Annotated in this window: 33 protein-coding genes; 18 read left to right on the top strand and 15 right to left on the bottom strand. The window is 70.0% G+C overall.

Annotation, left to right across the window (positions count from 1 at the left end; all coding sequences use genetic code 11):
• The first annotated feature begins 75 nt into the window (after positions 1-75).
• Positions 76-339 carry a hypothetical protein gene (locus tag AB0L64_RS03630; protein ID WP_363707333.1) on the top strand — a complete coding sequence of 88 codons (264 nt, stop codon included), beginning with the start codon at positions 76-78 and terminating at the stop codon, positions 337-339.
• A gap of 15 nt (positions 340-354) precedes the next feature.
• On the opposite strand, the gene AB0L64_RS03635 is transcribed toward AB0L64_RS03630, so the two are convergent.
• Together AB0L64_RS03635 and AB0L64_RS03640 are read right to left on the bottom strand one after the other, a co-directional pair.
• Positions 355-918 carry a LytR C-terminal domain-containing protein gene (locus AB0L64_RS03635; protein WP_363707335.1) on the bottom strand — a complete coding sequence of 188 codons (564 nt, stop codon included), beginning with the start codon at positions 916-918 and terminating at the stop codon, positions 355-357.
• 31 nt (positions 919-949) lie between these two features.
• Positions 950-1,243, bottom strand: a complete 294-nt coding sequence (locus tag AB0L64_RS03640; protein ID WP_130386840.1) for a type II toxin-antitoxin system VapB family antitoxin — start codon at positions 1,241-1,243, stop codon at positions 950-952.
• A gap of 159 nt (positions 1,244-1,402) precedes the next feature.
• Here AB0L64_RS03640 and AB0L64_RS03645 point away from each other — a divergent pair, with 159 nt between their 5' ends.
• The 5 genes from AB0L64_RS03645 (at position 1,403) to AB0L64_RS03665 (ending at position 6,193) form a co-directional block, all read left to right on the top strand.
• Positions 1,403-2,107, top strand: coding sequence for a L,D-transpeptidase family protein (locus AB0L64_RS03645; protein WP_363707338.1), 705 nt, complete (start codon positions 1,403-1,405; stop codon positions 2,105-2,107).
• Positions 2,108-2,176: 69 nt separating this feature from the next.
• Positions 2,177-3,724: a helicase HerA-like domain-containing protein gene (locus AB0L64_RS03650; protein WP_363707340.1), complete on the top strand. Its 1,548-nt coding sequence runs from the start codon at positions 2,177-2,179 to the stop codon at positions 3,722-3,724.
• A 157-nt stretch (positions 3,725-3,881) separates the two neighbouring features.
• Complete coding sequence (locus tag AB0L64_RS03655) at positions 3,882-5,222, top strand: GGDEF domain-containing protein (RefSeq protein ID WP_363707342.1); 1,341 nt, start codon at positions 3,882-3,884, stop codon at positions 5,220-5,222.
• A 21-nt stretch (positions 5,223-5,243) separates the two neighbouring features.
• Entirely contained in the window at positions 5,244-5,768 is a 525-nt protein-coding gene (locus AB0L64_RS03660; protein ID WP_355692947.1) for a SigE family RNA polymerase sigma factor, read from the top strand.
• Entirely contained in the window at positions 5,765-6,193 is a 429-nt protein-coding gene (locus AB0L64_RS03665; protein WP_363707345.1) for a hypothetical protein, read from the top strand. Before AB0L64_RS03660 ends, AB0L64_RS03665 begins: the two co-directional genes overlap by 4 nt.
• Before the next feature lie 56 nt (positions 6,194-6,249).
• Here AB0L64_RS03665 and AB0L64_RS03670 read toward each other — a convergent pair whose 3' ends face one another.
• Positions 6,250-6,714: a hypothetical protein gene (locus AB0L64_RS03670; RefSeq protein WP_363707347.1), complete on the bottom strand. Its 465-nt coding sequence runs from the start codon at positions 6,712-6,714 to the stop codon at positions 6,250-6,252.
• A 161-nt stretch (positions 6,715-6,875) separates the two neighbouring features.
• Entirely contained in the window at positions 6,876-8,075 is a 1,200-nt protein-coding gene (locus AB0L64_RS03675; protein ID WP_363707349.1) for a hypothetical protein, read from the bottom strand.
• Between the two features lie 155 nt (positions 8,076-8,230).
• Here AB0L64_RS03675 and AB0L64_RS03680 point away from each other — a divergent pair, with 155 nt between their 5' ends.
• Both AB0L64_RS03680 and AB0L64_RS03685 read left to right on the top strand, forming a co-directional pair.
• Entirely contained in the window at positions 8,231-8,746 is a 516-nt protein-coding gene (locus tag AB0L64_RS03680; protein ID WP_355475199.1) for a SigE family RNA polymerase sigma factor, read from the top strand.
• The gene (locus tag AB0L64_RS03685) at positions 8,746-9,771 is read left to right on the top strand and encodes a hypothetical protein (protein ID WP_363707351.1); all 1,026 of its coding nucleotides are present in this window, start codon (positions 8,746-8,748) and stop codon (positions 9,769-9,771) included. The genes AB0L64_RS03680 and AB0L64_RS03685 overlap by 1 nt, the downstream gene beginning before the upstream one ends.
• Positions 9,772-9,802: 31 nt before the next feature.
• Here the strand turns inward: AB0L64_RS03685 and AB0L64_RS03690 are convergent, their stop codons facing one another.
• Together AB0L64_RS03690 and AB0L64_RS03695 are read right to left on the bottom strand one after the other, a co-directional pair.
• Positions 9,803-10,306 (bottom strand): DinB family protein, encoded by a 504-nt coding sequence (locus AB0L64_RS03690; RefSeq protein WP_363707353.1) that lies wholly within the window; start codon positions 10,304-10,306, stop codon positions 9,803-9,805.
• Positions 10,303-11,097 (bottom strand): helix-turn-helix transcriptional regulator, encoded by a 795-nt coding sequence (locus AB0L64_RS03695; protein WP_363707355.1) that lies wholly within the window; start codon positions 11,095-11,097, stop codon positions 10,303-10,305. The genes AB0L64_RS03690 and AB0L64_RS03695 overlap by 4 nt, the downstream gene beginning before the upstream one ends.
• A 113-nt stretch (positions 11,098-11,210) precedes the next feature.
• Here AB0L64_RS03695 and AB0L64_RS03700 point away from each other — a divergent pair, with 113 nt between their 5' ends.
• Positions 11,211-11,573 carry a nuclear transport factor 2 family protein gene (locus tag AB0L64_RS03700; protein ID WP_355692935.1) on the top strand — a complete coding sequence of 121 codons (363 nt, stop codon included), beginning with the start codon at positions 11,211-11,213 and terminating at the stop codon, positions 11,571-11,573.
• Between the two features lie 105 nt (positions 11,574-11,678).
• The gene (locus AB0L64_RS03705; RefSeq protein WP_363707357.1) at positions 11,679-12,416 is read left to right on the top strand and encodes a phytanoyl-CoA dioxygenase family protein; all 738 of its coding nucleotides are present in this window, start codon (positions 11,679-11,681) and stop codon (positions 12,414-12,416) included.
• Here AB0L64_RS03705 and AB0L64_RS03710 read toward each other — a convergent pair.
• The gene (locus tag AB0L64_RS03710; RefSeq protein WP_363707359.1) at positions 12,397-13,254 is read right to left on the bottom strand and encodes an aminoglycoside phosphotransferase family protein; all 858 of its coding nucleotides are present in this window, start codon (positions 13,252-13,254) and stop codon (positions 12,397-12,399) included. The two genes, AB0L64_RS03705 and AB0L64_RS03710, sit on opposite strands and share 20 nt — an antisense overlap.
• A 76-nt stretch (positions 13,255-13,330) precedes the next feature.
• Here AB0L64_RS03710 and AB0L64_RS03715 point away from each other — a divergent pair, with 76 nt between their 5' ends.
• Positions 13,331-13,501 (top strand): hypothetical protein, encoded by a 171-nt coding sequence (locus tag AB0L64_RS03715; RefSeq protein WP_363707361.1) that lies wholly within the window; start codon positions 13,331-13,333, stop codon positions 13,499-13,501.
• 412 nt (positions 13,502-13,913) lie between these two features.
• Positions 13,914-14,666 carry a hypothetical protein gene (locus AB0L64_RS03720; RefSeq protein ID WP_363707363.1) on the top strand — a complete coding sequence of 251 codons (753 nt, stop codon included), beginning with the start codon at positions 13,914-13,916 and terminating at the stop codon, positions 14,664-14,666.
• 156 nt (positions 14,667-14,822) lie between these two features.
• On the opposite strand, the gene AB0L64_RS03725 is transcribed toward AB0L64_RS03720, so the two are convergent.
• The 3 genes from AB0L64_RS03725 to AB0L64_RS03735 all read right to left on the bottom strand — a co-directional run bounded on the left by AB0L64_RS03725 (position 14,823) and on the right by AB0L64_RS03735 (position 16,811).
• The gene (locus tag AB0L64_RS03725) at positions 14,823-15,146 is read right to left on the bottom strand and encodes a hypothetical protein (RefSeq protein WP_363707365.1); all 324 of its coding nucleotides are present in this window, start codon (positions 15,144-15,146) and stop codon (positions 14,823-14,825) included.
• Positions 15,143-15,337 (bottom strand): hypothetical protein, encoded by a 195-nt coding sequence (locus tag AB0L64_RS03730; RefSeq protein WP_355692923.1) that lies wholly within the window; start codon positions 15,335-15,337, stop codon positions 15,143-15,145. Before AB0L64_RS03730 ends, AB0L64_RS03725 begins: the two co-directional genes overlap by 4 nt.
• Positions 15,338-15,614: 277 nt before the next feature.
• A complete protein-coding gene (locus tag AB0L64_RS03735; RefSeq protein ID WP_363707367.1) occupies positions 15,615-16,811 on the bottom strand; it encodes an MFS transporter in 1,197 nt (398 codons plus the stop codon).
• A 62-nt stretch (positions 16,812-16,873) separates the two neighbouring features.
• On the opposite strand from AB0L64_RS03735, the gene AB0L64_RS03740 reads away from it, so the two are divergent.
• The gene (locus tag AB0L64_RS03740; protein ID WP_363707369.1) at positions 16,874-17,278 is read left to right on the top strand and encodes a helix-turn-helix transcriptional regulator; all 405 of its coding nucleotides are present in this window, start codon (positions 16,874-16,876) and stop codon (positions 17,276-17,278) included.
• 42 nt (positions 17,279-17,320) lie between these two features.
• Positions 17,321-18,097 (top strand): GNAT family N-acetyltransferase, encoded by a 777-nt coding sequence (locus AB0L64_RS03745; protein WP_363707371.1) that lies wholly within the window; start codon positions 17,321-17,323, stop codon positions 18,095-18,097.
• A 43-nt stretch (positions 18,098-18,140) separates the two neighbouring features.
• Here AB0L64_RS03745 and AB0L64_RS03750 read toward each other — a convergent pair whose 3' ends face one another.
• Positions 18,141-18,713 carry a TetR/AcrR family transcriptional regulator gene (locus tag AB0L64_RS03750; protein ID WP_363707373.1) on the bottom strand — a complete coding sequence of 191 codons (573 nt, stop codon included), beginning with the start codon at positions 18,711-18,713 and terminating at the stop codon, positions 18,141-18,143.
• Between the two features lie 37 nt (positions 18,714-18,750).
• Here AB0L64_RS03750 and AB0L64_RS03755 point away from each other — a divergent pair, with 37 nt between their 5' ends.
• Positions 18,751-19,131, top strand: a complete 381-nt coding sequence (locus AB0L64_RS03755; protein ID WP_363707375.1) for a nuclear transport factor 2 family protein — start codon at positions 18,751-18,753, stop codon at positions 19,129-19,131.
• Positions 19,128-19,334 (top strand): heavy metal-associated domain-containing protein, encoded by a 207-nt coding sequence (locus AB0L64_RS03760; RefSeq protein ID WP_363707377.1) that lies wholly within the window; start codon positions 19,128-19,130, stop codon positions 19,332-19,334. Before AB0L64_RS03755 ends, AB0L64_RS03760 begins: the two co-directional genes overlap by 4 nt.
• Here the strand turns inward: AB0L64_RS03760 and AB0L64_RS03765 are convergent.
• Positions 19,310-19,855 (bottom strand): dihydrofolate reductase family protein, encoded by a 546-nt coding sequence (locus AB0L64_RS03765; protein WP_363707379.1) that lies wholly within the window; start codon positions 19,853-19,855, stop codon positions 19,310-19,312. The two genes, AB0L64_RS03760 and AB0L64_RS03765, sit on opposite strands and share 25 nt — an antisense overlap.
• Before the next feature lie 58 nt (positions 19,856-19,913).
• A complete protein-coding gene (locus AB0L64_RS03770; RefSeq protein ID WP_363707381.1) occupies positions 19,914-22,403 on the bottom strand; it encodes a Tex family protein in 2,490 nt (829 codons plus the stop codon).
• Positions 22,404-22,555: 152 nt separating this feature from the next.
• On the opposite strand from AB0L64_RS03770, the gene AB0L64_RS03775 reads away from it, so the two are divergent.
• Entirely contained in the window at positions 22,556-23,011 is a 456-nt protein-coding gene (locus AB0L64_RS03775; protein ID WP_363707383.1) for a hypothetical protein, read from the top strand.
• On the opposite strand, the gene AB0L64_RS03780 is transcribed toward AB0L64_RS03775, so the two are convergent.
• Both AB0L64_RS03780 and AB0L64_RS03785 read right to left on the bottom strand, forming a co-directional pair.
• The gene (locus AB0L64_RS03780) at positions 22,944-24,422 is read right to left on the bottom strand and encodes a DHA2 family efflux MFS transporter permease subunit (RefSeq protein WP_363707385.1); all 1,479 of its coding nucleotides are present in this window, start codon (positions 24,420-24,422) and stop codon (positions 22,944-22,946) included. The genes AB0L64_RS03775 and AB0L64_RS03780 overlap by 68 nt on opposite strands.
• A gap of 60 nt (positions 24,423-24,482) precedes the next feature.
• Positions 24,483-25,100, bottom strand: coding sequence for a DUF624 domain-containing protein (locus tag AB0L64_RS03785; RefSeq protein ID WP_363707387.1), 618 nt, complete (start codon positions 25,098-25,100; stop codon positions 24,483-24,485).
• A gap of 76 nt (positions 25,101-25,176) precedes the next feature.
• Here AB0L64_RS03785 and AB0L64_RS03790 point away from each other — a divergent pair, with 76 nt between their 5' ends.
• Positions 25,177-26,259 carry a substrate-binding domain-containing protein gene (locus AB0L64_RS03790; protein ID WP_363707389.1) on the top strand — a complete coding sequence of 361 codons (1,083 nt, stop codon included), beginning with the start codon at positions 25,177-25,179 and terminating at the stop codon, positions 26,257-26,259.
• The last annotated feature ends 106 nt before the right edge of the window (positions 26,260-26,365 follow it).

Genomic DNA, 26,365 nt, shown 5'->3' on the forward strand with positions numbered 1-26,365 from the left:
GTACACTAACTATTAGTGCCAAGAGTCAGTGAGGGAGCAATGACGCAGGTGATACGACGCCGGACCCCGCGGCCGATGAACATCGAGACCGTGCAGCGCTGGGTGGTCTCGGCCATCCTCTTCCACGTCGGCAGCGTCCCCGCCGTCACCCTGGCCGTCTACAGCATCGGCGTCGCCGGCGGCGACTTCGGCAAGGGCGTCGGCCTGTGGCTGATGTCGGGCGTGATCGGCGTACTCACCGCGGTCGGCATCCTCGCCATTCACCGCCGCAGGCTGGTCTCGGCCTGGCTGCTGCCGGGCATCCTCCCGACCGCGGTCACGGGGTTCTTCATCTTCTGACCGCGGCCGGACGCCTCAGTTCGGGTTCTGGCCGGAGGGGACGGGCTGCGGGCTGGGGACCACCGGGAGGCAGACCGTGGATCCCGGGGCGACCGCCACCGACGGGATGCCCTTGAGCTTCACCGCGCCGAAGCCGGCGCCGATCACCAGGTCGACGGTGTGGTCGGTGCGGCCGTCGGCGATCAGCTGCGCCTTCTGGTTGAGCTGACCGGCGACGAGCAGCATCTCCGGCGCGTCCTCGGTGGCGCCGCGCAACGCCACCACCTCGGTCTTGTCGCCCTTGGGCTCGTTGGCGACCCGGTCGATGTTGAAGCCGCGCTGCTTCAGCACTTCCGCGACCCGGCCGGCCGAGCCCGCACGGGCGCCGCCGTTGTACACGTTCAGCACTACCTGCTTCGGGACCAGGCGGTTGTTCGTCAGTTTCTGCTCGGTACAGGTCGGCTCGGCGCTGCTGTTCATCAGCGAGTTCCAGCCCCACCAGCCGCCGCCGGCGAGGATCCCGAGCAAGATCACCATCGTGATCGGCGTGCGCCACCGGAGCCGCGAGTGCGGTCTCGGTTGCGGATGAATCGCTGTCACTTGCTCCTCCCCCCGTGAGCGGCAGCCATGGTCAGTCCACTACCAGTACCCGTGCATGCAGGACTTGACGCTGCTGCAGTGCGGCCCGCAGCGCGCGGTGCAGGCCGTCCTCGAGGTACATGTCGCCCTTCCACTCCACCACGTGGGCGAACAGGTCGCCGTAGAAGGTCGAATCCTCGTCGAGCAGCGCGTTCAGGTCCAAGGTGCCCTTGGTGGTGACAAGCTCGTCCAGCCGCACCTGCCGTGGCGGCAGCGAGGACCAGTCCTTCGGCCGCAGGCCGTGGTCCGGGTACGGCTTGTCGTCCCCGACGCGCTTGAAGATCACCCCCCGAAGTCTAGCCGGATCACAGGTCGTCCGAGAGGTCACGAATGTCACCGGAACAGTCCGGTACACCGACTCAACCTTTCCGGGCCGCCCGGCGTCCTACAGGAACAGGGAGCGGTGGGGGCGGATCCGCGCCTACGACCAGGGGGAGTGAACGGTATGCGAATTCTTCCGAAACTCGGCCTCGCGACTGCGGCGATCACGCTGATCGGGCTCGGTACGTCGGTACCGGCCGAGGCCGTCACGGTGTCCCAGGTGAAGGCCGCCCAGGCCCGCCTGAACACGCTCGGCTGCACGTCCGGCCCGGTCGACGGCAAGGCCGGCGCGATGACCCAGGCGGCGACGGTGCGGTTCCAGTCCGCCAACGTGCTGAGCCAGACCGGTTCGCTGAACAGTACGACGTACGCGCGCCTGATGGCCTCGACCGCTAAGCGCTGCGACGTCCGGGCGGTGCCGCGCCGCTCCGGGACCGGGCGCCGGATCGTCGTCAGCCAGACGCAGAACTGGGTGTGGCTGATCGATGCCCGGGGCAAGGTCGTGCGGCAGGGCGGGATCATCGACAACCCGACGTACCTCAAGGCTGGTACGTATACGAGCGGCTCGAAATGCGGCCGGCCGGCCCGGGTACTGCGCAACACCGACGGCGGGCGGCTGTACCTGAACCACTTCGTCCGGTTCGCGCCGTGCGGCGTCGGGTTCCACCAGATCCCGACCTACAAGTCGAACGGGCAGCAGATCCACGCCGACTGGCTGCTCGGCACGAACTACCGCGCCTCGCACGGCTGCATCCGGGTGTCGGCCTCGATGTCGATCGCGATCTGGTCGTTCGCGGCCGGCGCGACGCGTGTGGTCGTCATGCGCTGATCTCGGAGGACTAGCATGCCGACCGGGTAGTACAGCCAGAGTCGAGGCAACCGGGGAAAGGCGCGCCAGATGGCCGAGAAAGCCGACGTCGTGGAGACCGTCAAGCAGGGGTACGCGTTCGAGGGGGCGGCGCTCGAGCTGGGTGCGTTGCTGGTCGACGGCGAGCCGAATCCGGAGGCGGCGGTCCGGATCCCGCTGGGGATGATGAACCGGCACGGCCTGGTCGCGGGCGCCACCGGTACCGGCAAGACGAAGACACTGCAGTTGATGGCCGAGCAGCTGTCGGCGGCCGGTGTCGCGGTGTTCGCTGCCGACATCAAGGGCGACCTGTCCGGCATCTCGCAGCCCGGTGAGAGCAGTGACAAGCTGCTGGCCCGGACCAAGACGATCGGCCAGGAGTGGACGGCGACCGGCTTTCCGACCGAGTTCTACGCGCTCGGCGGCCAGGGCGCCGGGATCCCGATCCGCGCGACGATCACCTCGTTCGGCCCGGTGCTGCTGTCCAAGGTGCTCGGGCTGAACGACGTCCAGGAGTCGTCGCTCGGGCTGATCTTCCACTACGCCGACAAGGCCGGGCTGACCCTGCTCGACCTGAAGGACCTGCGCTCGGTCATCCAGCACCTCACCTCCGACGAGGGCAAGGACGACCTGAAGGAGCTGGGCGGACTGTCCGCGGCGACCGCGGGTGTGATCCTGCGGGCACTGATCGGGTTCGCCGACCAGGGCGCCGAGGCGTTCTTCGGCGAGCCCGAGTTCGACACCGCCGACCTGCTGCAGCAGCGCGACGGCAAGGGCGTCGTGTCGCTGCTGGAGCTGCCGAACCTGCAGGACCGGCCGGCGCTGTTCTCGACGTTCCTGATGTGGCTGCTCGCCGACCTGTTCCACGACCTGCCCGAGGTCGGCGACGTGGACAAGCCCAAGCTGGTGTTCTTCTTCGACGAGGCGCACCTGCTGTTCAACGACGCGTCCAAGGCGTTCCTGGACGCGATCGCGCAGACCGTCCGGCTGATCCGGTCGAAGGGCGTCGGCGTGTTCTTCGTGACCCAGACGCCGAAGGATGTGCCGGATGCGGTGCTGGCCCAGCTCGGTTCGCGGGTGCAGCACCAGCTGCGCGCGCACACGCCGAACGACGCGAAGGCCCTGAAGGCCACGGTCTCGACGTTCCCGAGCTCGTCGTACGACCTGGGCGAGGTGCTGACCCAGCTCGGGATCGGCGAGGCGATCGTGACCGTGATGAACGAGAAGGGCGCGCCGACCCCGGTCGCGTGGACCCGGTTGCGGGCGCCGCAGTCGCTGATGGCGCCGGCGTCCGCGGAGCAGCTGACCGCGGCGGTGCAGGCCTCGGCGAACAACGCGAAGTACTCGCAGACGCTCGACCGCGAGTCGGCGTACGAGATCCTGGCCGCGAAGGTGCAGGCCGGTGCGGCGCAGGCCGAGGCCGAGAAACAGCAGCAGCAGCAGGCCAAGCAGCAGGAGGAGCCGCGGCCGCGGGCCCAGAAGCAGGAGAAGTCGATGGTCGAGCAGGTGATCGGGTCCTCGGCCTTCAAGCAGTTCGCCCGGTCGGCCGGCCGGGAGATCGTCCGGGGCCTGTTCGGCGCCGCCCGGAAGCGTCGCTGACGGTCCGGGTTTTCCTTGTCAGGACAGGGGAAACCCGGCCCGATCGTTGATCAAACGACTGACTCAGCAAGCACTGCCGATCGTTTCCAAGTCGTCATCCACAGCCGCGCCGTCACCGATTGGGCCGTGACGCCTACACGCCGTACCGTGTGAAGTGATGGTTGCACAGAGTAGGCGGGCGATGCGTTCCTGGGCGCTCTGGACCCTGACGGTCCCGGCGTTCGCCGTCGTGGTGCTCGTCGACCTGGCCGCGATCGGGTACGGCGTGCGCGCGTACACCGAGGTGCCGAGCTGGCGCGGTCTCGACGTCGTGTTCGCGCTGACCGTCTCGGCGCTGATCTCGGTCGAAGGCGCTCGCCGGGTGGAGAGCCGCCGGCGGCGCGGCGGCGCGTTGCACAAGGACCTCTCCCCGGCGTGGATGATCGCCGCGTCGGTGATCCTGCACCCGGCGCTGGCGATCCTGGTCGCGGTGCTGCTGCGGATCTGGTGGCGGATCCGGGCCGGCAAGTGCATCCCGTACCGGTGGGCCTTCTCGACCGCCGTGCACGTCCTCGCGGTCGGCGCCGCGCATGCGGTCTTCGTCTCGGCCCGGGGGCTGACCGGCGACAGCGGCCTCGGCCTGGTCGTCGCGATGGCCGGCGGCGCTTTCGCGTATGTCGTGACCGACACCTTGCTGTGCGGGCTCGCGATCTCGCTGATCATCCCGGGCAGCAACCGCCGCGAGACGGTCGGCGACCTGGACGACCTGTGCACCGACGTCACCGCCGCGACCTTCGGGTGCCTGCTCGCGGCGGCCTGCCTGATCAGCCCGTGGTTCGCGTTCGTCGCGATCCCGGTCACGCTGACCGCGCAGCGTGCCCTGCTCCTCGGCCAGCTGGAGACCGAGGCCCAGACCGACCCGAAGACCAGCCTGACCCGGGTCGACTGGTGGCGGCGCCGGACCGAGCACATGCTGCGCACCTCGCGGAACCAGCACGAGCCGATGGCGGTGCTGCTGATCGACATCGACCACTTCAAACAGGTCAACGACCGGCACGGCCACCTGGTCGGCGACGAGGCGCTGCGCGCGGTCGCGACGATCCTGCGCAGCGCGATCCGGGCCAAGGACGTGATCGGCCGGTTCGGCGGCGAGGAGTTCGTGATCGCGCTCCCCGACACCGGGCTCGACGAGGCGACGGTGACCGCCGACCGGCTCCGTAACGCGGTCGCCAACAGCCCGCTGGCCGCGATGTGCGCCGGCGTCCTGGACGACCCGGACCTGGATCCGGACACCTTCCACCTGACCGTCAGCATCGGCGTCGCGGTGTACCCGGCCGACGGGACGACCGTCGACGACCTGCTGCTGCGCGCCGACCGCGCGATGTACGCCGCGAAGGCCGCCGGGCGCAACCGGGTCCGACTGGCCGCGGACATCGTCCCGCTGCCCCGGCTGACCGCGACCGCACAATTCGTGGACCAGACAGAACCTTTGGCTCCTGCCCAGCGTCCTGTGAGGTGAGGACGGCAGGACGGAGCACAGATGACGGCCACGGGGAGTCGTGACGACGACTTCACGGCATTCGTGCTGGCCAGATCCGCGCGCCTGGTGCACTTCGCGCGGGTGCTCTGCGGTGATGCCGGCCTCGCCGAGGACCTGGTGCAGACCGCGCTGGAGAAGGCGTACCTGCGCTGGGACCGGATCGAGATGGCCGACCCGTTCGCGTACGTCCGGCAGGCCGTGGTCAACCAGCACCTGTCGTGGGTACGGCGACGGCCGTGGCGCGAGCGGCCGAGCGGTGACACGACCGAGCTCGAGCTGCTCCTCGAGGCGGACGCCGATCCGAGCGGCGGCGTCCATCGGCGGGTCGCGGTCGGGGCCGCGCTCGCCACGCTGAGCCGGCGAGAGCGGGCGGTCGTCGTACTGCGGTACCTCGAGGACCTGACCGAACGGGAGACGGCCGCGGTTCTCGGGGTGGCGATCGGGACGGTGAAGAGCGCGAACGCGCGAGCCCTGGACAAGCTGCGGGCCGCGCCCGAGCTGAGCGGTGTGGGGGAGCGGGCATGAACGACGAACAACTCCGGGCAGCCTTGGCGCCCGACGACACGATCGCTCCGCTCGACCCGGCGCGGGTGATCGCCGGCGCGCGACGCCGACGGGTCCGGGGCCGGGTCGCGGCTGCCGCCGCTTCGGCTGCGGTCGCCGGGGTGGTCGCCGTGACGGTGGTCGCGGGGCTGCCCCGGGCCGACGTACCGCAGCCGGCGGGCCCCGGTCCGGCCGTGCCGGTGCAGCCGAGCATTCGGACGCCGGTTCGTACGCCTTCGGTGCGACCGACGCCACCGCCCAGCGCGACGCCGACATTTCCGCCTCGGCGGACGGTGCGGCCGACGAGCGCGCCGACGTTGAGCCCGCCGCCGTGGCCGCGCGGTGACCGGACCACGCCGCTGCGGCAGGCCACCCCGTCGACTCCGCCGACGCGGACGCCGGACTGACCGGGGCAGAACCTTTTCGTTGCCCGGGTGCGTCCTTCAGCCCGACCGAACATCACTTAGGTGCGGAGGGCAACAATGAACGAGGCAGGCCGGAAGCGGCGGACGACCCGGGTGCTGGTGGGCGCGATCGCGTCCGCGGCCGTCGTCGGGATCGCGGTCGCCGGAACGGCGATGGCGCGCAGCGGCGGCTCGAACGCGGACACCGCGGCCCAAGGCGGTCCCGCGGCAACGCCGACCCGGTCGGCGTCGCAGGAACCGGCGTCCCGCGCGACCCCCAGCGCGATCGCCACCCCGACCCGCGCACCGTCCGCGCGCCCGGTCCCACCCACTCTCCCACCGACCGCGATGCCGACCTGCCGACCGGTCCCCACCCCCTCGCTGCCACCGTCAGCGACCCCGACCCGCGGCCCGGTCACCACCCCGACGCGCCGTGCGGTCGCCACCCCGACGCCTCCGCCGACCGCGAAGCCGACCCGTCGTCCGGTGCCTACGCCGAGCCTTCCGCCGACGGTGTCGCCCACTCGTGGGGTTCCGTCGCCGAGTTGCGCGCCGACCTCGGCTCAGCTGCCGACGGCCTTCCCGGCCGGCAAGTAGCGGACCTCCAGCACTCATCAACCGCACGGCCGCACGCTCGCTGAGCGTGCGGCCGTGACGTTTATGTCAGTTGGTGAGTGTTGGAGGTTCAGCAGGCGCCGAAAGTGCCGGCCGAGACCCACGCCTTCGCGACGTACATGCCGGCGTTGACCCGAAGCCACACGTTGCTGGTGCCCTGCGACCCCGTCACGCTCTCACCGGTGGTCTGGCACTCGACGGTGACCTGCGCCGACTTGCCCGCCATCCCGACGACCGCGCCGGAGGAGTTCGGGGCGTTGCGCACATTCAGGTAGCCGGACGAGATCGACACGGTGCCGCGGCCACCGTCGCCGGTCCACAGATAGGTGACGTCGACCCACGAGTTGTCGGCCAGCTTGAGTGCGTCCCAGAACACGCCGTCCGCGAGGTCGATCCCCGCCGGGTTGGCGACGGTCCGGCCGAACTGGTCCTTCCCGCCGTTGTAGCCGTTCTGGTACGCCGCCTGCGCCTCAGGCTTGCCCTGCGGCAGGTCCTTCCACATCTCGCGGGTCGCGCTCGGGTTCCAGTAGTCGTCCTTGGTGTTCCACGGGCCGACGTCCCACACCGGCTCGAAGGCGCAGCGGGTGGCGGTGCAGACCTTCACCGAGTACGTGCCGGATCCGGCGCTGGACAGTCCGCGTCGTGACGGCAGGGCGACGAAGTGGTCCCGGCTCACGATCACGTGGCCGTTGGCCGTCGTCCCGCCGACCAGGCCTTCGCGGGTGGCGAAGACGTGCGACTTGAGCGGTGCCGCCTGGATCGTCATCCGCGGCGCCGCGGTCGTGTCGGTGGGTTGCACGGTCACGTCGCCGACCCACGGCGCGGCGCCGGTCGAGGGGGCGCTGACGATGATGCGGACCTGGACCTGGTCGCTCGCCGCCGGCAGCGCGGTCGGCGTACCTGCCTTGGCGGCGGTCCACTCCGACCACCTGTTGCCGGCCCACGACCGTACGTCGACCTCGGCCGACGAACCGTCCGGCGTACCGGAGGTGTAGCCGATGACCACGGCGGACGTGGGGGCGCCGAACCGGACCGGGGCGAGCTCGGCCAGGCCGGAGCGTTGCCTGATCTCGGTCGAGCCGATCGCGGCCGGGGCGTCGCCGAGGATGATCCGGCTGCCCTCGACCTTCACGTTGCTGGATCCGGCCAGCGGCTGGGCCGCGATCGCGACCGGATCCGGGGTGGCGGCGGTGCTGGGCAAGGTCGCGGTAAAGATCGCGGCGGTCAGCGCCAGACAGGCGGTGAGCGCGGTGGAGCGGGTGATACGCATGGGCGGAACCTCCGGGGCGGTGAAGGCTTGTGCACCCAATGTGACTCACAAACACCTCTTCTGCATAGCCCGTGAATAAATTTCTCGTGACGGAACAGAACCTGTTCGGTCACCCAGCGGGTCTGGATCGTTGTGACAGAGGCTGAGGAGAATCGATGACCCGGACCGCGGACGCCGACTTCGAGCGCTTCGTCGTGGCGCAGTCGACACCCTTGCTCCGCTTCGCGGAGATGTTGTGCGGCGATCGGCACACCGCCGAGGACCTGGTGCAGCAAGCGTTGATGCGGTCCTATCCGAAGTGGCACAAGCTGACCGGCGACCCGTTGCGGTACGTCCGGCGCGTACTGGTCAACCGATTCCTCTCCCAGGCCCGCCGGCACTGGAACAACGAAGTACCCAGTGATCCGGTGCAGAACGACTGGGACCAGCGAGCGGTGGCGGACTTCGCCGGGGCGGTTCAGACCAGAGAGGCCGTGCTCTCGGCCCTCGACGGTCTGACCGTCCGGGAGAGAGCCGTGGTCGCGCTGCGTTACTCGCAGGATCTCTCCGAGGCCGAGACCGCCGAGCTGCTGGGCATGGCGGCCGGGACCGTGAAGAGCACGGCCTCCCGGGCCCTGGCCAAGTTGCGTCTGGCACCCGACCTGATCGACAGCGGAGTTGGAGGAAACTGATGAGTGACGAGCAGCGGGTACACGACGCGCTCACGTACGAAATGGAGCCGTGGCAGCCGGCCACCGCCGACCTGATGCGGCGCGGCAAGCGGCTGGCCTGGGTACGCCGGGGGCTGGCCGCCGCCGGCGTGACCGCACTGGCCGGGACTGTCGCGACGGTGTCCGCCGCGGTCGGCGGCCCGGCGCCGGTCAAGAATCTGCTGGCCGGGGGCGGCAAGCCGCCGGTGCCGGCGGTGGTTCCGACCGAGACCCCGAAGGTGCCGTCGGTGGACCCGACCTGCCTCCCGCAGAAGCCGCAGCTGCCGAAGGTCGTGGTCTCGGTGAACAAGACCATCGACCCGAACAACCCGCAGAAGCCGACGCTGCCGGCCAAGCCGAGCGTGCCGACTGCGAAGCCGACGCTGCCCGTGAAGCCGAGCCTTCCGGGCAAGCCGAGCCTGCCGAGTACGACGCCGAGCTGGCCGACGGTTAAGCCGAGCATCCCGACCACGAAGCCGAGCTGGCCGACGTCGAAGCCGTCGCTCCCGACCGCCAAGCCGACCTTGCCGACCGCCAAGCCGTCGCTTCCGACGACGAAGCCGAGCCTGCCGTCGAAGCCGAGCCTGCCGACGCTGCCGACCGTACCGACGGCCAAGCCGACGCTGCCGGGCAAGCCGACCCTGCCGACGGCCAAGCCGAGCCTGCCGACCGCGGTTCCGTCCGCCAAGCCGGTCCCGAAGCCGACGCTGCCGGACTGCGTCGACGGCGTACCGACCGAGAAGCCGACGGCGCCGAAGCCGACGCTGCCGAACGTGCCGGGCAAGCCGAACGGCAAGCCGACCGCTCCGTCCCTGCCGACGGTCACGGTCTCCGGCGGCGTGAAGGTGACCGTCGACCCGGGCACGCAGCAGACCGCCCAGCCGACGCTGCCGAACAAGCCCTCGGTACCGACCACGATGCCGACGTTCCCGACGACGAAGCCCAGCATCCCCACGCCGAGCTTCCCGACGACGTTCCCCACCGGTCACCCCTCCTCAAACCGGTAGGGACCAAGCCACCGGCGAGTGGGTCACGCAGCTACTCGCCGGTGGCGCCATCGCTCAGCTCGCGGGCCACGTCCAGGTGGCCCGCGTGCCGGGCGTACTCCTGCAGTACGTGGAAGAGGATCCAGTTCAGCGTCGGCCGGTCGTCGGTCCCGAAACGGCCGCCGGCCGACGCGACCGTCGCCGGATCGACACCGGCTACCACGCTCCGGGTGAACTCGCCACCCGCGTGCAGCGCGGCCAGCAGTCCTGAGAGCGTGTCGTCGGGACAGAGTGTCCACGGGCCGTCCGGATCGTCCGCGGAGTCACCCCACGGGTGGTCGACCGGCTCGGCGACGAATCCCCAGCGCAGCCAGCGCCGCTCCATGAAGATCAGGTGTTTCAGCAGCTCGAGCGGCGTCCATCCCGACGGCAGACGACTGCTGCGCAGGTCGGAATCGCTCATCCCGGTCAGCTTCGTCTCGATGATGCCGCGATAGCGGTCGAGGTACTGCAGGTGCAGCTCGATCGTGTCGGCGAGGTCGCGCGCAGGCTTCACGACAGCGTCCTCAGATAGTCGGCCGTCTTCGTGTCCGCGGGATAGAACGACTCGATCATCAGCTCGGACACCGTGACGTCGAGCGGCGTGCCGAACGTCGCGATGGTGGTGAGCAGCGACAGCTCGTGTCCGTCGTGCGTGAGCTGGAACGGTACGACGACCTCGGCCGCCGCGGGCGGCGCCGGCTTGTCGTGGACGGCGTACCCGCGCAGCTCGTCGTACAGGTCCTGGAGCTCGGGGTCCGCGGTGCCGGCCACCTGGCGTTGCAGGCTCGCCAGTGCGGCCGCGCGGACCTCGGCGAGGTTGGCGATCCGCTGCGCCAGGCCGTCCGGGTGCAGGGTCAGCCGGAGCGCGTTGATCGGTGCCTGGAGCAACTTCTCGTCGACGTCCGCGGTGAAGATCGCGATCCCGGCGTTCGCCTCGACGATGTTCCACCAGCGGTCGACGACCAGCGCCGGGTACGGCGCGTGGGCCTCGAGCAGGCGGCGCAGCGTCGTCCGGATCGCGAGCATCGACGGCGAGTGCAGCGACGCCTCGCTGTACACGGGCGCGAACCCGCCGGCCAGCAGCAGCTGGTTGCGGTCCCGCAGCGGCACGTCGAGTTGCTCGGCCAGCCGCAGCACCATCTCGCGACTCGGCCGCGATCGCCCGGTCTCGACGAAACTCACATGCCGTGTGGACACCTCGACCCGGTTCGCGAGCTCGAGCTGGCTGAGCCGCCGGCGCTCCCGCCAGCCGCGCAGCAGCTCGCCCACCGGGCGCTGGAACGTCTCCTCGATCGTGGCTGCCATACCCCGACCGTAGCGGTTCGCGTAGACAGCTCCATTACCTCCGACGTCATCGACGGTACGCCGGGCGCGGCGGCAAAGTTCTGGTCATCACCACGAACCGAGGAGGAAACACCATGAACGCAACCGCTCTCGCCGACCAGTACTTCGCGATGTGGAACGCGGCCGACGCCGACCGCCGGGCCGAGCTGATCGCGGCCAACTGGACCGCGGACGCGACCTTCCAGGACCCGAGCTTCGAGACCACCGGCCACGACGAGCTGAACAAGCTGGTCGGCGCCGCGCAGCAGATGTTCCCGGGGCTGTCGTTCGTCCGGATCGGCGGCATCGACGAGCACCACGGCTACCTGCGCTGGACCTGGCACCTGCAGGCCGACGGGCAGGAGCCGGTCGCGGGCGGCACCGACATCGTCGTGCTCGACGCCGACGGGAAGATCCAGAAGCTGATCGGCTTCCACGACTTCGCCCCGGAGCACTGACCTTTCGCCCACATCCGACTCTCGGCCGGCGCGTGGAGGGCAAGCTGCCGGCGGGCGACTGTTAATTGGGTGGAAGGTCCGCGGCGGTCGGCGCAGCATGGACGGATGCTCACCGCCGAGGAGCACGACGTTTTCGAGCGCGACGGGATCGTGAAGATCCCGTCCGCCTTCACTTCCGACGAGGCCGCCGCCATGCGGGACGTGCTGTGGAGCGAGTTGTCCGAGCGGCACGGGATGGATCGTGACGACCGTGCCACCTGGACGCCGTTGCGGCCGACCGGCCTGAAGACCGCCAAGTCCAGCCGCGCGGCCCTCGCGGTGCTCGGTCCAAGGGTGCGCTCGGCGCTCGACGGGCTGCTCGGCGAGTGGACCCAGCCGAAGCACGCCGGCCAGGTGCTGGTCACCATGCCGGAAGGCGTGTCGTGGTCGGTGCCGCATCGGCAGTGGCACACCGACGTCGGGTTCGAGACGCCGACGGAGGCAGTCAAGATCTGGGCCCTGCTCGGGGATCTGGAGCCGGGCGGCGGCGGGACTCCGCAGGTCGCGGGCTCGCACCGGATCATCGAGCGGTTCCTGACCACGACGGACGAGCGCGAGTTCAAGGCGGTCCGCGACCAGGTGCTGCGCTCCGATCCGTGGCTGCGCAACCTGACCTCCGAGCAGCGCACGGTCGACCCCCTCGAGCCCACCGAGATCGAAGGGCTGCCGGCCCGCGTCGTCGAGCTCACCGGTCAGGCCGGCGACGTGTACCTGACCCATCCGTGGATCCTGCACTCGATCGCGCCGAACGCCGGCGACGTTCCGCGGATGATGCGCAGCCGCTTCATCTGGAAAGCGCAGTGACCAGCCGCGCGCAGCGGACCGGGTCCTCGGTGAGACCGGCTTGCAGTCCCCACAGCCAATAGTCGACGGTCCGCCAGAACACCCAGTCGCGCGCGCGATCGCGGTGCAGTCCCGCCTCACGAACAGCGATGTCGAAGTACGGGACGATCTCGGTCATCCTGTCCAGGTCCCACCACAGCACGCGGCCCAGGTCGAACTCGATGTCGCCGCGGTAGAGCACGGGGTCCACGGTCAGCCACGCCTCCCGCTGTCCCGCGAGAACCTGGCCGGAGTGGAAGTCGCCGTTGACCGCGGCGGTGGACGTGGTCTCGGTCGGGGCGACGTCGAGTGCCTCGCGCAGGATCGCGGCGTCGAACGGACGCCCGAGCCGCTCCCACTGCGGCTCCAGCTCGGCCGATCGGGTCGTCACGATGTCCGCGGTGGACAGCGCGTCCTCCGGCCCGGGGACGGCGAGTCTGCGCATCAACTGCCCGAGCACGGCGATCACCTCGTCGATCGGCCGCGTCGTCAGCGGTGTCGACAGCCGCTCGAGCAGCATCGCCCCGGCCTCGGCGTCGTCGTCCCACAACTGGACCATGCCGCGGCCGTCCCACCACCTCAGCGCCCAGGCCTGCTGCGTCACCTCGTCACCAGGCGGTGACATCCGCAGTACGAGCTCCGCGCCGTCGCGCACGACCGGTACGACGATCGCGTTGCCGCCGTGGGCGATCGGGCCCGTGACGGCGAGGTTCCAGCGGCGGCACTGCTCGTCGACGGCGTGCGGAAGCGACTCCAGCCAGGCCTGTCCTTCGGTCCACCAGCGTGGCATGTCGAGGAACGTCCGGGGGAGCTCGATCATCCCGAAACCGTAGCGGGGCAACCCGGGGCATGCCCCTCGATTTCCAGATCGCCTCCCCGCGGCGAGACGGAGGTCCATGATGTGCGCCGATCCGTATCTGCCGCGGACGCTGGCCGACGTACTGGTGAAGACCGGTTTCACGCCGACGCAGGACGAGTCGCGAGCGTGGGCGGACGATCTGCGCGGTCTCGGCGAGAGCTACTTCTTCAGCCTGAACAGGTACCTGTTCGTCGCGTCCGCGCTGTGACGTGCCTGGCGGGTGCGTCCTGGGAGAGACACACCCGCCGGCCGGTCGTTCTCCCGCCCCTCAGTGGGAGAACTCGCGGCTCGGTGAACACCACCCATGCCCGAATGGCACTGACCGAACCGCGGGACCACCTAGAGGTACCCCAGATCGCGGCCCGGCACACACTCCGGCACGCGTATCGGACGGAAAACTTGACGTTCCTCAAACCTTCACCGGTAGTAGCTGACCTGACAGCCGCTTAGGCTGGCGGCGATTTTCGCGCACCCGGGTCGGTGTGCGGACAGCCAGGGGGAAGGAACGGCGATGCCGGAACTGTTCGACGACGAGTTGACCGACGACGTGCTGGACGAGTTGGAGGCGCTCGGCGCGGCCGAGGACGCGGACGTGATCCTCGGTGCGGTGGGTGAGAAAGGTGCCTGAGGCAAGGATCTCCTGGCGCGGTGTCACGGTGAACCGGCGGACCGTGGCGATGGTCGAGGCCGCGGAGCAGCTGTACGACTCGAAGTTCGCGATCCTGCAGGGCTCGTACAACGCCGGCGGTGTGGAGGCCTCGGCCGGCACCCACGACGGCGGCGGCGCGGTCGACGTCGACGTCCGGACGAAGAGCGCCGCGCAGCGGGTCGCGGTGGTGAAGGCGTTGCGGCAGGTCGGATTCGCCGCCTGGCTGCGGACGCCGGCGCAGGGCAACTGGCCGTACCACGTGCACGCGATCGCGGTCGGCGACAAGGACCTGTCCCGGGGAGCGGCCGTCCAGGTCGCGGAGTACCACCGCAAGCTCAACGGGCTGGCGAACCGCGGGAAGGACGACGGGCCGCCCGGGTACTACGGGATGACCTGGGAGCTGTACCTGAAGGCGCACCCGCCGAAGGAGCCGGTACCCGACTCGACGATCTCGCTGGCCGCGATGGAGTACGCCCGGACGCACGACGCGATGACCGGCGTGTGGGGCGCGGACCGGGCCCGGGTGATCGCCTGGGCGGCGCATCCCCGGGTCGGCGCGATCACGAAGGCAGAGACGGTGCCGCCGGCCGGCGTGCAATGGCACCTGCATTTCCAGCGGGTGATCCGCAAGGTGCAGTTGCACTTCAAGCTCGACGTCACCGGGATCTTCAACTCCGCCGTGGCCGGCGTGATGAAGCGGTACGGGTACACGATCGTCGCCTGAACCACCCCCAGCAACGGCAAGGCCCCACCGGTAGCAGCCGGTGGGGCCTTGGTGGTCCACTACCGCCCGGGCATCCCCGGTGCAGCTGTGGAGGTGGAGAGCGGAACCGACGCCGATGCAGGGGTCAAGACGTCAGCTCCGCTTGCCTGTGTGGAGTTATCTCGAGTCGGCCGCCCAGACCTGCGCCTGGTGGAACTCGAGGTGTTGCCGCATCGCCGCCGGAGTGCCGCCGGGGCTGCCGAACCCGAGGTGGTTCATGGTCGGTACGACGACGGCGTGCACGTCGGACCGCTTCACCTCGTCGAGCAGTGCGTGGAACGCCGCCGACTCGGCCGCATCGCGCTCGGTGTAGACGGTGCCGAGGGTGAACCCCTCAGCGCTGGCGAAGGCGACCAGAGAATCGGTCGCGGCGGCCAGCTCCTCCGCGCAGCTCAGCGCGTCGGCCCGTACGTACCCGAGCAGCGTCGGCCGGGTGGTCATCGCCCAGGCACCGCTTGAGTGTCCACCAGCACCGGCTCGCTCGTCACCCGGAGGGACGCGAAGCGCCGGCGCATGGCTTCCTCGTACTGCGCTGCCTGCTCCGCCGTGGCGGTGTGGTCCGCGATCGGGTTCGCGCCGAACCAAACCCGCACCCGACGGTGCGTTGCGGGGGTCTCGAGCGTCTCGGTCATCGCGGTTCCTTCGGCAGTCTCGGTCTCACCCCGGACGGCTTTGTCCGGCGTTGAGATAAAGAAACCTCACCGGCACCGACCTTCGGAACACTTCCGTAGGGACCTTTACAGAGGCCTAACGCAGAGTAGGGAAACCCTACGAACCTGCAGGTCAGCGCCGTCTGCGCGGCATCGTCGAGGCGGCCGGAAAGCATGTCAAGAATGGCTGCAGGTATTTGCAGATAACGATTCGGCGTCCGCCCTTTATTCGACGGCGATAGAAATCTATGACGTCCTGCTAACCCTTTGCGCGCGACTGCTTACGTACCGGTAGCAGGTGCGCCGGATGGCGCGGTACGACGGCCAGCGTGACAGCCGCGGCGCCGACCGCGAGGGCGGCGATGACGTTCAGGGTCAGCGGCAGCCCGAGGACGAGAGTTAGCGTGGGTGCTGCCAACGCTCCGATCAGCAGTGCGAGTGAGTCGGCGGCGAAGAAGATCGCGCTGACGCTCGCGAGGACCTCCGGTGGAGCGGCGCGCTGGATCGTCGTCTGCGCCGTGATGAGCAGGATGCTGCCCGGTAGGCCGATGAAGGCCGCGGCGACGATCGCGATCGGGACGTTCGGGGCGTTGAAGAGCGCGAAGAACGCTGCGGCGGTCGCGAGTTGTGTCAGGGCGAGGAGCTCTCGGGTCCCCAGCAGGCGGGCGGCCTTCGTGCTCAGCGCGGCGCCGAGGAGGTATCCGGCGCCGAGGCCGGAGATCAGGTAGCCGACGACGTACCCGGGGGCGTGCAGGCGGCCGACGGTGAATGGTACGAGAAGCGCGGTCAGGCCGGCGTTGGCGGTGAGGAACGTCGTCTGGCCGATCAGGATGCCGCGCAGTGCCCGGTGCTCGATCGTCGCCCGGAATCCTTCGAGCGGCCGTGGCGGTTCGCCGGCAGTGCTGTGCCGGCGGGTGCGGACAGTCGCGATGATTGCCGCAGACAACAAATAGCTGGCGATGTCGACGGCGAGCACGAACTCGATACCGGGTCCGGCCAGCAGCAGTGCGCCGAGTGGCGGCGCGGCCAGCCGGATCGCGCTGCCGGTGGCGGCGTTGACCGCGTTCGCGGTGGCCAGCTCCTTGCCGGTGCCGACGACCGCCGGGAGCAGCGCGCGGGCCGCCGGCCGGAACACGGTCGTCGCGGTGTTCTCGAGCAGGATCGCGAGGTAGATCGGCCAGATGCGGTCGGGATCGGCGGTCAGGATGAGCCCGACCGCCGCCGCGCTGACCAGGTCGGCGATCCACATCGCCCGCGCCAGGTTCCAGCGGTCCAGCAGGACGCCGGCCCAGGGGCCGATCAGGAGCGCCGGGAGGGCCTCCAACGCCAAGGTCAGACCGGTCGCGACCGCGGATCCGGTCAACGCGAACACGTGGAAGGGGATCGCGACCACCAGCAGCCATGACCCGATGCCGGAGATCGCGCCGCTGAGCCAGAGGCGCCGGAAGTCCCTCACGCCGCCGGAATCTATCTTGTCGAGATAGACATCGGCAAGAGTGTTCTGTGAAGATAGGTTCCATGGAGCTTGGCGACGTCCTGCGCGACCGCCGGAAGGCGGCCGGGCGGACCATCGCGTCGGTGGCCGTCGACGCCGGTCTGTCCGTGCCGTACATCGCGAACCTCGAGAACGGCCGCGGCAACCCGACCTTGGCCGCCCTGGATCGCCTCGCGACCGCCCTCGGGGCGCGGCTCGAGGTGCGCATCGACGACGAAGAACCGTCGCCTGCGCCCTCGGGCGCCGCCGAGCTGCTGGCCGCGTCCGACCGGGCCGAAGTGGTCGTCACCGCCATCGCGAACGGGAGATCTCGCGCAGCGACGCGCCGCGAGCTCGTCGCGACTCTCGACGCGCTTGCCCTGCTCCTGGGGCGTCCTCCGACGGCCGCCGACCTCAACCGCCTGCTCGACCTCCTGCTGCTCGCGTAACCGGCTCGCGTAGCCGCAGGAGATCGTCGTAGGGTCCGCGACATGGAGATCGGGGCGCGGATCGCGCGGGCGCAGGTGGACGGGCTGGCGAGGTCGCGGCGGCAGATCGTCGCAGGGCCGTTGGTAGGGATGCTGCACGACCGGGACGAGTGGTACCTGTCGACCATGGTCGCCGCCGAACCCGGGCAGCCCTTCGCGCCCGAGGAGGTCGCGCCCGCGCTGGCTGTCATCCGGCAGGCCTTCGCCGCCGAGGACCGCTGGCTGAGCGCCGAACTCGTCGACGAGGCGAGCCCAGGCCTGGCCGAGGCGCTCGCGGCGAACGGAATGACGCTGGTGTCGCGTCTCCCGCTGCTCGTCGCCGAACCCGACGACCTGCTCGTACCTGAGTTGCCGGCCGGCGTCACGGTGAAGGTCGTCTCGTCCGACGAGGACCAGAAGGTGGCGAACACGGTGGCGGCTGAGGCGTACGAGATGGACGGCGCCGGATTCGCGCTCAAGCCCGACCCGGCCGACGGCGGCGCAGTCCTCGTGACCGTCGACGGCGTACCGGCCGCGACCGCCTCGTGGACCGCAGTGGCCGACGGCGTGACCGAGGTTGCCGGTGTCGGCACGATCCACGCCCACCGACGGCGCGGCCTCGGCGGCATCGCCACGGCGTACGCGACGCTGAAGGCGTACGAACTGGGCGGCGCGACGCTGGCCTGGCTGACTCCAGGCGACGACGGCGCAGACCGCGTCTACCGCCGCCTCGGCTACGCCCCCAGAGCCACCGCCGTCCACCTCGGCGACCCCGGCGGTCACCTCGCCGACCTGCGCTGACCCTTCCCACTCCCCAATCTGGTGGGCGAACCCACGAGAGGGGTCAGGTGGGTTGGAGCAGGCGGGTGAGAGTGGTGTGGAGGGTTCTGTGCGCGGTTGTCGTGGTAAGGCGGCCCGCGGCTACTGACGCGCCGGCTGCGTGGCCGAGTGCTGTCAGCGCAGTGACCAGCCAGGGCGCGGGAAGGTCGCGGGTGATTTCACCCGCGCGCTGACCGCGGCGGATGAGGCGCTCGAGGCGCTCGGTAACCGGGTCATGGCGGCCGTCGTCGGTGACGGTCTGCGGCACGTGAAGCAGGAGCGGATGCTGCTCGAAAGCTCGCCAGGCCACGTCGATCAGACGGAGCACAGTGGTCAGTGCCGGTCCTTCGTCGAGGTCGAGCGCGTCGATCGCCCTCAGCGTCTCGGTGGTGAGTTGGTCGAGTACGGCGTCCAGTAGGACGCCGCGCGACGAGAAGTGTGCGTACACGGTCTGCCGGGCGACGTCTGCTGCCTCGGCGATGCGTTCGAGGCTTGCGTCGGGGTGCTCGTCCAGGAGGGCGACGGCCGCGGTGAGGATCGCCGTGCGGCTCCGGTCGGCGTCGGCGCGGCGGCGTCGTACCGGCTTGTTCTCTGACACCTTGTCAAGGTTAGCGGAGATGCTTATCTTTGACGGTATGTCAGATTTAAGCGCGCGTGAGTTCGTCGCGGACTTCTTCGGGTCGTTCACCCGTGAGGTGATCGCGGGCGGTGACGCGGCGGCGATCGTGGACCGGTACTACACGCCCGACATCGAACAGATCGCCGACGGCGTGACGCTCGACCGGCAGCGGCTGATCGACCATCTGCGACCGGTGCGGAAGAACCTCGTCTTCTGCTCGTACGACGTGCACGAGGCGATCCGCACCGGCGACCGGGTGGCTGCGCGGTTCACCATCCACGCGGAGCTGCGGCGCGGGCGGACGATCGCGACCGAGGTGTACCTGTTCGGTGAGCTCGCCCCGGACGGGCGGATGCGCCGGACGACGCAGGCCACGAGGGACGTGACTGCGGCATGACGACGTTCAAGGTGCTCGGGATGACCTGCAGCCATTGCGTCGGCTTCGTCACCGAGGAACTCGAGGCCGTGCCCGGCGTCGAGTCGGTCGAGATCGATCTGCCGACCGGAACGGTTGTCCTGGTCGCTGACCGGCCTGTCGATCCCGCCGCGATCCGCGCCGCGGTGGAGGAAGCCGGCTACGAGGTCGAGGTGCGGCGGTAGGTAAGGAGCGCGACGCCGCTCGGGAAGGACCTGAGGCTGGTCAGGGTGAGCGGCTGGGGTGTGTTGTCCGGGAAGAGGCGGCGGCCGGTGCCGATGACGGTGGGGTAGACGAAGAGGCGATACTCGTCGACGAGGCCGGCGGCGATCAGTTGGTGGGTGACGTCGATGCTGCCGGTGCAGACGATGTCCCCGCCGGCGGTGTCCTTCAGGCGGCGTACGTCGTCCAGGCCGCGGAGGATCGCCGTCGGGGACCAGCCCGGATCGTGCAGCGTCGAACTCACGACGTACTTCTGGACGCGATTGAGGTACGCCGCGATGCCGCTCGGATCGTCCGTCCGGGCGGGCCAGTAGCCGCGCAGCTGCTCGAACGTCACGCGGCCGGTCAGGAACGCGTCCGCGCGCAGCATCTGGTCGCGCAGCGCGGCGAGCACCTCCGGGCCGCCGTCCGCCGGTCCGAACCAGTCACCGGCCTCGATCACGCCGTCGACGGTGACGTTCTGGGTGACGATCAGGTCGCGCATCAGGATCCTCCTCGCTGGATTCACCGGGTACGTCGGAGCCGACCGTCACCCCTCGACGTCAGCGAACCGTGAAGCCCGCCTTGCGGAACGCGTCGGCGAGCGAGGTCTCGTCCATCGGCGTCTCGGGCTGGTTGCCCCGGCCGCCGGACCCGCGGTTGCCGCCGCGACCACCCTGACCACCCTGACCACCGGAACCGCCGCGGCCGCCTTGACCGCCCGGGCCGCGACCGCCTTGACCGCCGGAGCCGCCCGGGCCGCGACCCTGACCGCCCGGGCCACGGCCGCCGGGGCCACGACCTTGGCCGCCCTGACCACCTTGGCCGCCGCCCTGCCCGCCGCCCTGCCCACGGCCCTGACCGCGGTTGCCCTGGCCGCCCGAGCCGACCTCGTCGTCCAGGCGCAGCGTCAGCGAGATCCGCTGCCGCGGGATGTCCACCTCGAGCACCTTCACCGTGACGATGTCGCCCGGCTTGACCACCTCGCGCGGATCCTTGACGAAGTTCTTCGACAGCGCCGACACGTGCGCCAGCCCGTCCTGGTGCACCCCGATGTCGATGAACGCGCCGAACGCGGCCACGTTCGTGACCTGGCCCTCCAGCCGCATCCCCGGCTTCAGGTCCGCGATCTTGTCCACGCCCTCGGCGAACACGGCGGTCTTGAACGCCGGCCGCGGGTCGCGGCCCGGCTTCTCCAGCTCGGCGAGGATGTCGGTCACCGTCGGCAGACCGAACATGTCGTCGACGAAGTCCGCCGCCTTCAGCCGCTTCAGCTCCGAGGACCCGATCAGCGCCTTCACGTCGGAGCCGGTCGCGTCCAGGATCCGGCGGACGACGGGGTACGACTCCGGGTGCACGCTGGATGCGTCGAGCGGGTCGTCGCCGTCGGGGATCCGGAGGAACCCGGCCGCCTGCTCGAACGCCTTCGGGCCCAGCCGCGCCACGTCCTTCAGCGCCGTCCGCGACGTGAACGGCCCGTTGACGTCGCGGTGCTGGACGATGTTGTCCGCCAGGCCGGGCGTGATCCCGGAGACCCGCGTGAGCAGCGGCGCGGACGCCGTGTTCAGGTCGACGCCGACCGCGTTCACACAGTCCTCGACGACCGCGTCGAGCGAGCGGGACAGCGAGTTCTCCGGGAGGTCGTGCTGGTACTGGCCGACGCCGATCGACTTCGGGTCGATCTTCACCAGCTCGGCCAGCGGGTCCTGCAGCCGGCGGGCGATCGAGACCGCGCCGCGCAGCGAGACGTCCATCCCGGGCAGCTCCTGGGAGGCGAACGCGGACGCCGAGTACACCGACGCGCCGGCCTCCGACACGACCGCCTTGGTGAGCTTGAGCTCCGGGTGCTTGGCGATCAGCTCGGCCGCCAGCTTGTCGGTCTCGCGCGACGCCGTACCGTTGCCGATGGCAATCAGCTCGACGTCGTGCGCGGCCGCGAGCGCGGCCAGCGTGGCGATCGACTTGTCCCACTGGTTCTGCGGGACGTGCGGGTAGATGACGCCGGTGTTGACGACCTTGCCGGTCGCGTCCACGACGGCGACCTTCACGCCGGTCCGGAAGCCCGGGTCGAGGCCCATCGTGGCGCGGGTGCCGGCCGGGGCGGCCAGCAGCAGGTCGCGCAGGTTGGCCGCGAACACCCGGATCGCCTCCTCCTCGGCGACCTGCCGCAGCCGCATCCGCAGGTCGATGCCGAGGTGCACGAGGATCTTCGTCCGCCAGGCCCAGCGGACCGTCTCGACCAGCCACTTGTCGGCCGGGCGGCCCTGGTTCTCGATGCCGACCTTGCGGGCGATCGTGGTCTCGTACTCCGTCGGGCCGTCCACCTCCACACCGGCGGGCAGCGGCTCGACGGAGATCGTCAGCACGTCCTCCTTCTCGCCGCGGAACAGCGCGAGGATCCGGTGCGACGGCATCTTCGTGAACGGCTCGTCGAAGTCGAAGTAGTCCGAGAACTTCGCGCCGTCGGTCTCCTTGCCCTCGCGGACCGCCGACGCCAGCCGGCCCTGCTCCCAGAGCCGCTCGCGCAGCGCGCCGATCAGGTCGGCGTCCTCGGCGAACCGCTCGACCAGGATCGCCCGGGCGCCGTCGAGCGCCGCCTGCGGGTCCGGGACCTCGGCGTTCACGAAGACCGCGGCCGCGGCGATCGGCTCGACGTCCGGGTCGGCCATCAGCCCGTCGGCGAGCGGCTCGAGGCCGTTCTCCCGGGCGATCATCGCCTTGGTCCGGCGCTTCGGCTTGAACGGGAGGTAGATGTCCTCCAGCCGGGACTTGGTGTCGGCCGCCAGGATCGCGGCCTTCAGCGCGTCGTCCAGCTTGCCCTGGCTCTCGATCGACTCGAGCACCGTCTGCCGGCGCTCCTCGAGCTCCCGCAGATACCGCAGGCGCTCCTCGAGGGTGCGCAGCTGGGCATCGTCCAGCATCCCGGTGACCTCTTTGCGGTACCGCGCGATGAACGGGACCGTCGACCCCTCGTCCAGCAGCGCCACCGCTGCCCGCACCTGGTTCTCACCGACCTCCAGCTCCTCGGCGATCCGCTGCTCGATCGACTGCACCACCACTGTCCGTTCCCCTCTACGCCCGACAACCACCGAGCATTCTGCCCCGGTCAGGTCCCATATCCTTCCCCATCCCACCCCCCACCCCGAAACCCGTCCCACCCCCACCTGTGGACAACCCGTGCGATCATCCCGTCGGGGAGGAACACATGGGGCAGTTCAGCAGGTACGTCGAGCGCAGCCTCGAACCGCCGCGGGCAGCAGCCCGGGTCATCAACGCACTGATACTCGTGGCAGTGACCGTTCAGGCGGTGAGCACGCGCCGTCTGGAAGACATCCTGCTGGCGGCGTTCTTGGTCGGCATGCTGGTGCCTGCAGGCATCAGCTCGCAGGGCTTCACTCGGTTGACCGCCCGCATGAAGGCCCACCCCGTGCTGGCCTCGGTGTACTTGGCCCTGCTGCTGACCTGTGGCGGCTTCGCGCTCCTGGCCCACTTCCTGTCCCGGCGGACCAGTCTCCTGGCGGCTGTCGGGCTGGCGCTGGTTTCCGTGGTCGTCAGCCAGATCGCGCGCCGCCGGGGAGCTCGGGTCGTAAGGGTCAGGCTGCTTCGAGGAGTACGTCGTCCTCGGCCTCAGTCTGCTGCTTTGCGGGGCGCATCACCGTGACGGCGATGGCGACCGCGGCGGCGACGATCGCGGCGGCGACGGCGAAGGAGAGGTGGTAGCCGTCGGTCAGGGCGTCCAGTGCGGGCTTGGTGTCGGCGACCGCAGCGGTGCGGGTGGCGGACAGCGTGGCCAGGACGGCCAGGCCCAGGGCCGCGCCCACCTCGCCCATGGTGCCGATCAGACCGGAGGCCAGGCCGGCGTCCTCGGGCTTCACGTCGGACATCGACAGACCCATCAGCGCCGGGAAGCAGATACCGCCGCCCAGACCCAGCAGCGCCAGCACCGGCAGCACGTGGACGAAGTAGTTGCCGCCGACCGGCGCCTGCGTGAACAGCGCCAGCCCGACCACGATCAGCGACAGTCCGGCGACCAGCGGGCGCCGCGGCCCGAACCGCATCACCAGCTTCTCCGAGTACCTCACCGACAGCAGCCCCATCACCACGGTGGTCGGCAGGAAGGCCAGCCCGATCTCCAGCGCGTCGTACCCGAGCACCCGCTGCAGGTACAGCGAGCCGAGGAAGAAGATGCCGAACATGCCGGACGCGGACAGCGCCTGCACCAGGTTCGCGCCGGTCAGCGTGCGGGAGCGGAAGATCCGCAGCGGTACCAGCGGGTTCGCGGCAGTCGCCTCGCGGACGATGAACCCGGCCAGCAGCACCAGCGTGACCGCGGCCAGCACCAGGGTCCGCTGAGCGGTCCAGCCCAGCTCGGCAGCCGGCTTCACGATCGTGAACACGCCGACCATCAGCGCCGCGGTGATCAGTACCGCACCCGGTACGTCGGTGCCCTTGCCGATGCCCAGACCCTTGTCCTTCTCGATCAGCTTCACGGCCAGGACGACGGTCAGCACGCCGATCGGCAGGTTCACGAAGAAGATCCAGTGCCAGCTGATCGCCTGCGTCAGGACGCCGCCCGCCAGCAGGCCGATCGACCCGCCGGCCGACGCGACGAACGCGTACATGCCGATCGCCTTGGCCTGCTCCCGCGGCTCGGGGAACAGCGTCACGATCATGCCGAGGATCACCGCGGAGGTCAGCGCGCCACCGACGCCCTGGATGAACCGCGCGATGACCAGCACCTCCTGCGACCCGGCCAGACCGCACAGCACCGAGGCGGCGGTGAAAACGATCAGTCCGGCGGTGAAGACGTTCCGCCGCCCGAGGAGATCGCCCAGTCGCCCGGCCAGCAGCAGGAGGCCGCCGAACGCGATCAGGTACGCGTTCACCACCCAGGCGAGGGATGAGCTGGTGAAGCCGAGGTCGTCCTGGATGGCCGGCAGGGCCACGTTCACCACGGTCACGTCGAGCACGATCATCAACATGCCCGCGCACAGGGTGTACAGAGCCAGCCAGCGCGAGCGGCCGCCCTGCGCGGCCGGCGTCGTCGCCAGGGTGTCGGTCGTCGCGTACATTCCGGTTCTCCTTGCAGTCCGTCGTAGTGGCCTTACACCTCTACGTCGAACCAGGAGGACTCAGATTGACACGTCTTCAGAAGTTTTTTCGCGCCGCGGCCGGGACAGCGCGTACGCCGTGAGCGCCGGCACCAGTCCGGACCCGACAACGAGCAGTGTGGGCAGCTGCGACGCCAGGGCGAACCAGGTGAGCAGTACGACGACCCCGCCGGCCACCGGCAGCGGCCGACGCAACAGGAACAAGTTGGCGGACCGGAACAGCGACTTGAACGTGGCGGTCTCCGGCGCCTCCGGCAGGATCGCCAGGCCGCTCAGATAGAGCCCGAGGATCATGCCGGTCAGCGGAATCAGCACCGCGAGCGCGAAGATCCGCACCGGGCCGTCGGCGTACGCCCAGAACGAGATCCCGAACGCCAGCATCACGCCGCCGACCCACAGCCCGAACGCGGGCAGCCAGAACCGCTTCATCGCCCAGCCGAACTCGTGGAAGAACCGCCGCAGCAGCTTCGGCTTCTCCTGGCTGATGGCGTCCGGCACCACCCGCTGCATCGCGAACGCGGCCGGGAAGAGCGTGAGGATGCCCAGGCTGATCACGACGAACACGAGCTGCAGCATCAACAGGTCGCCGACGACCGTCAGCTTTCCCAACACGGTGCTCGTCCGGCCGGCCTTCTCCACCGATCGCCTCCTCGTTCCGTACGGGCGGGTCCTGATCGTATGATCACGAACAATCACGGACAGACCAGGGGATCACATGCTTGCACAGGAGCGCCACGAGCTGATCCTGCGGACCCTGCGCCGGCACGGCCGGCTCCGGGTGGCGGACCTGGTCGCCGAGCTGGGCGTCTCCGCGATCACAGTACGCCGGGACCTGGCCGAACTGGACTCGGCCGGACTGCTCCGCCGGGTGCACGGCGGCGCGATCGGCGTCGGGACCGCGGAGCAGGGCGCGCACGGCAGCCGCCTGACGATCGGCATCATCGTCCCCAGCGCGACGTCGTACTACTCCGAGGTGATCCGCGGCGCCGAGGCGATCGCCGACCGGTACGGCGCGCGGCTGGTGCTCGGCGTCTCCGGGTACGACGTGACCACCGAGCGTGAACGGCTCGACAAGGTGCTCGGGATCGGCGTCGCCGGGCTGCTGATCAGCACCGCGCTCGGCGACGGCGACGCCGCCCGGCTGGACAGCCGGCTCGACGACATCGACGTACCCGTGGTGCTGATGGAGCGCGCGTTCGGCTTCCCGCACGCGGCCCGCGAGTACGACCATGTCCGCACCGACCACGCGTACGGCGCGATGCTGGCGCTGCGGCACTTCCTGGCGCTCGGCCACCGCCGGATCGCGATCAACCTGCAGGCCACGGTCACGGCGTACTGGCTGCGGCGCGGGATCGAGTCGGCCGCGAAGGCGCTCGGCGTCGACGTGTTCCTGTCGCCGGTCGACCTGCCGATGCGCGGCGACGACCCCGGCGCGATCGCGCAGCTGGACGCGTTCCTCGCCGAATGCGAGTCGTTCGGCAGCCGCGCGGTCCTGGTGCACTCCGACGAACACGGCGCCCGCCTGGTCGAACGTGCGATGGAGCTCGGTCTGCGCGTCCCCGAGGACCTGGCGGTGATCGCCTACAACGACGTCACCGCGTCCCTGGCCGTGGTCCCCCTCACCGCCATCTCCCCACCCCGCCGAGCCCTCGGCGAAACCGCCTGTGACCTCCTCCTCCGCAAACTCGAGTCCCCCGCCACCCCCATCCAGCACCTGAGCCTCCTCCCCACCCTCAACATCCGCACCTCCTGCGGCACCGCCGAGGCGGAACAGAACCTGTCCGTGTTCCGATCCTGATCGAATGTGATCATTCGAGCGCTTGGGTATTGACGAGGAAAGCCCTTTCCCATACTTTCGCTGCACTTAGGGGTCGTAGGCCCCGGCTGAACAAAGTCAGCGAAGG

It is taken from the genome of Kribbella sp. NPDC051936, assembly GCF_040680955.1.
Classification (GTDB): Bacteria; Actinomycetota; Actinomycetes; order Propionibacteriales; family Kribbellaceae; genus Kribbella.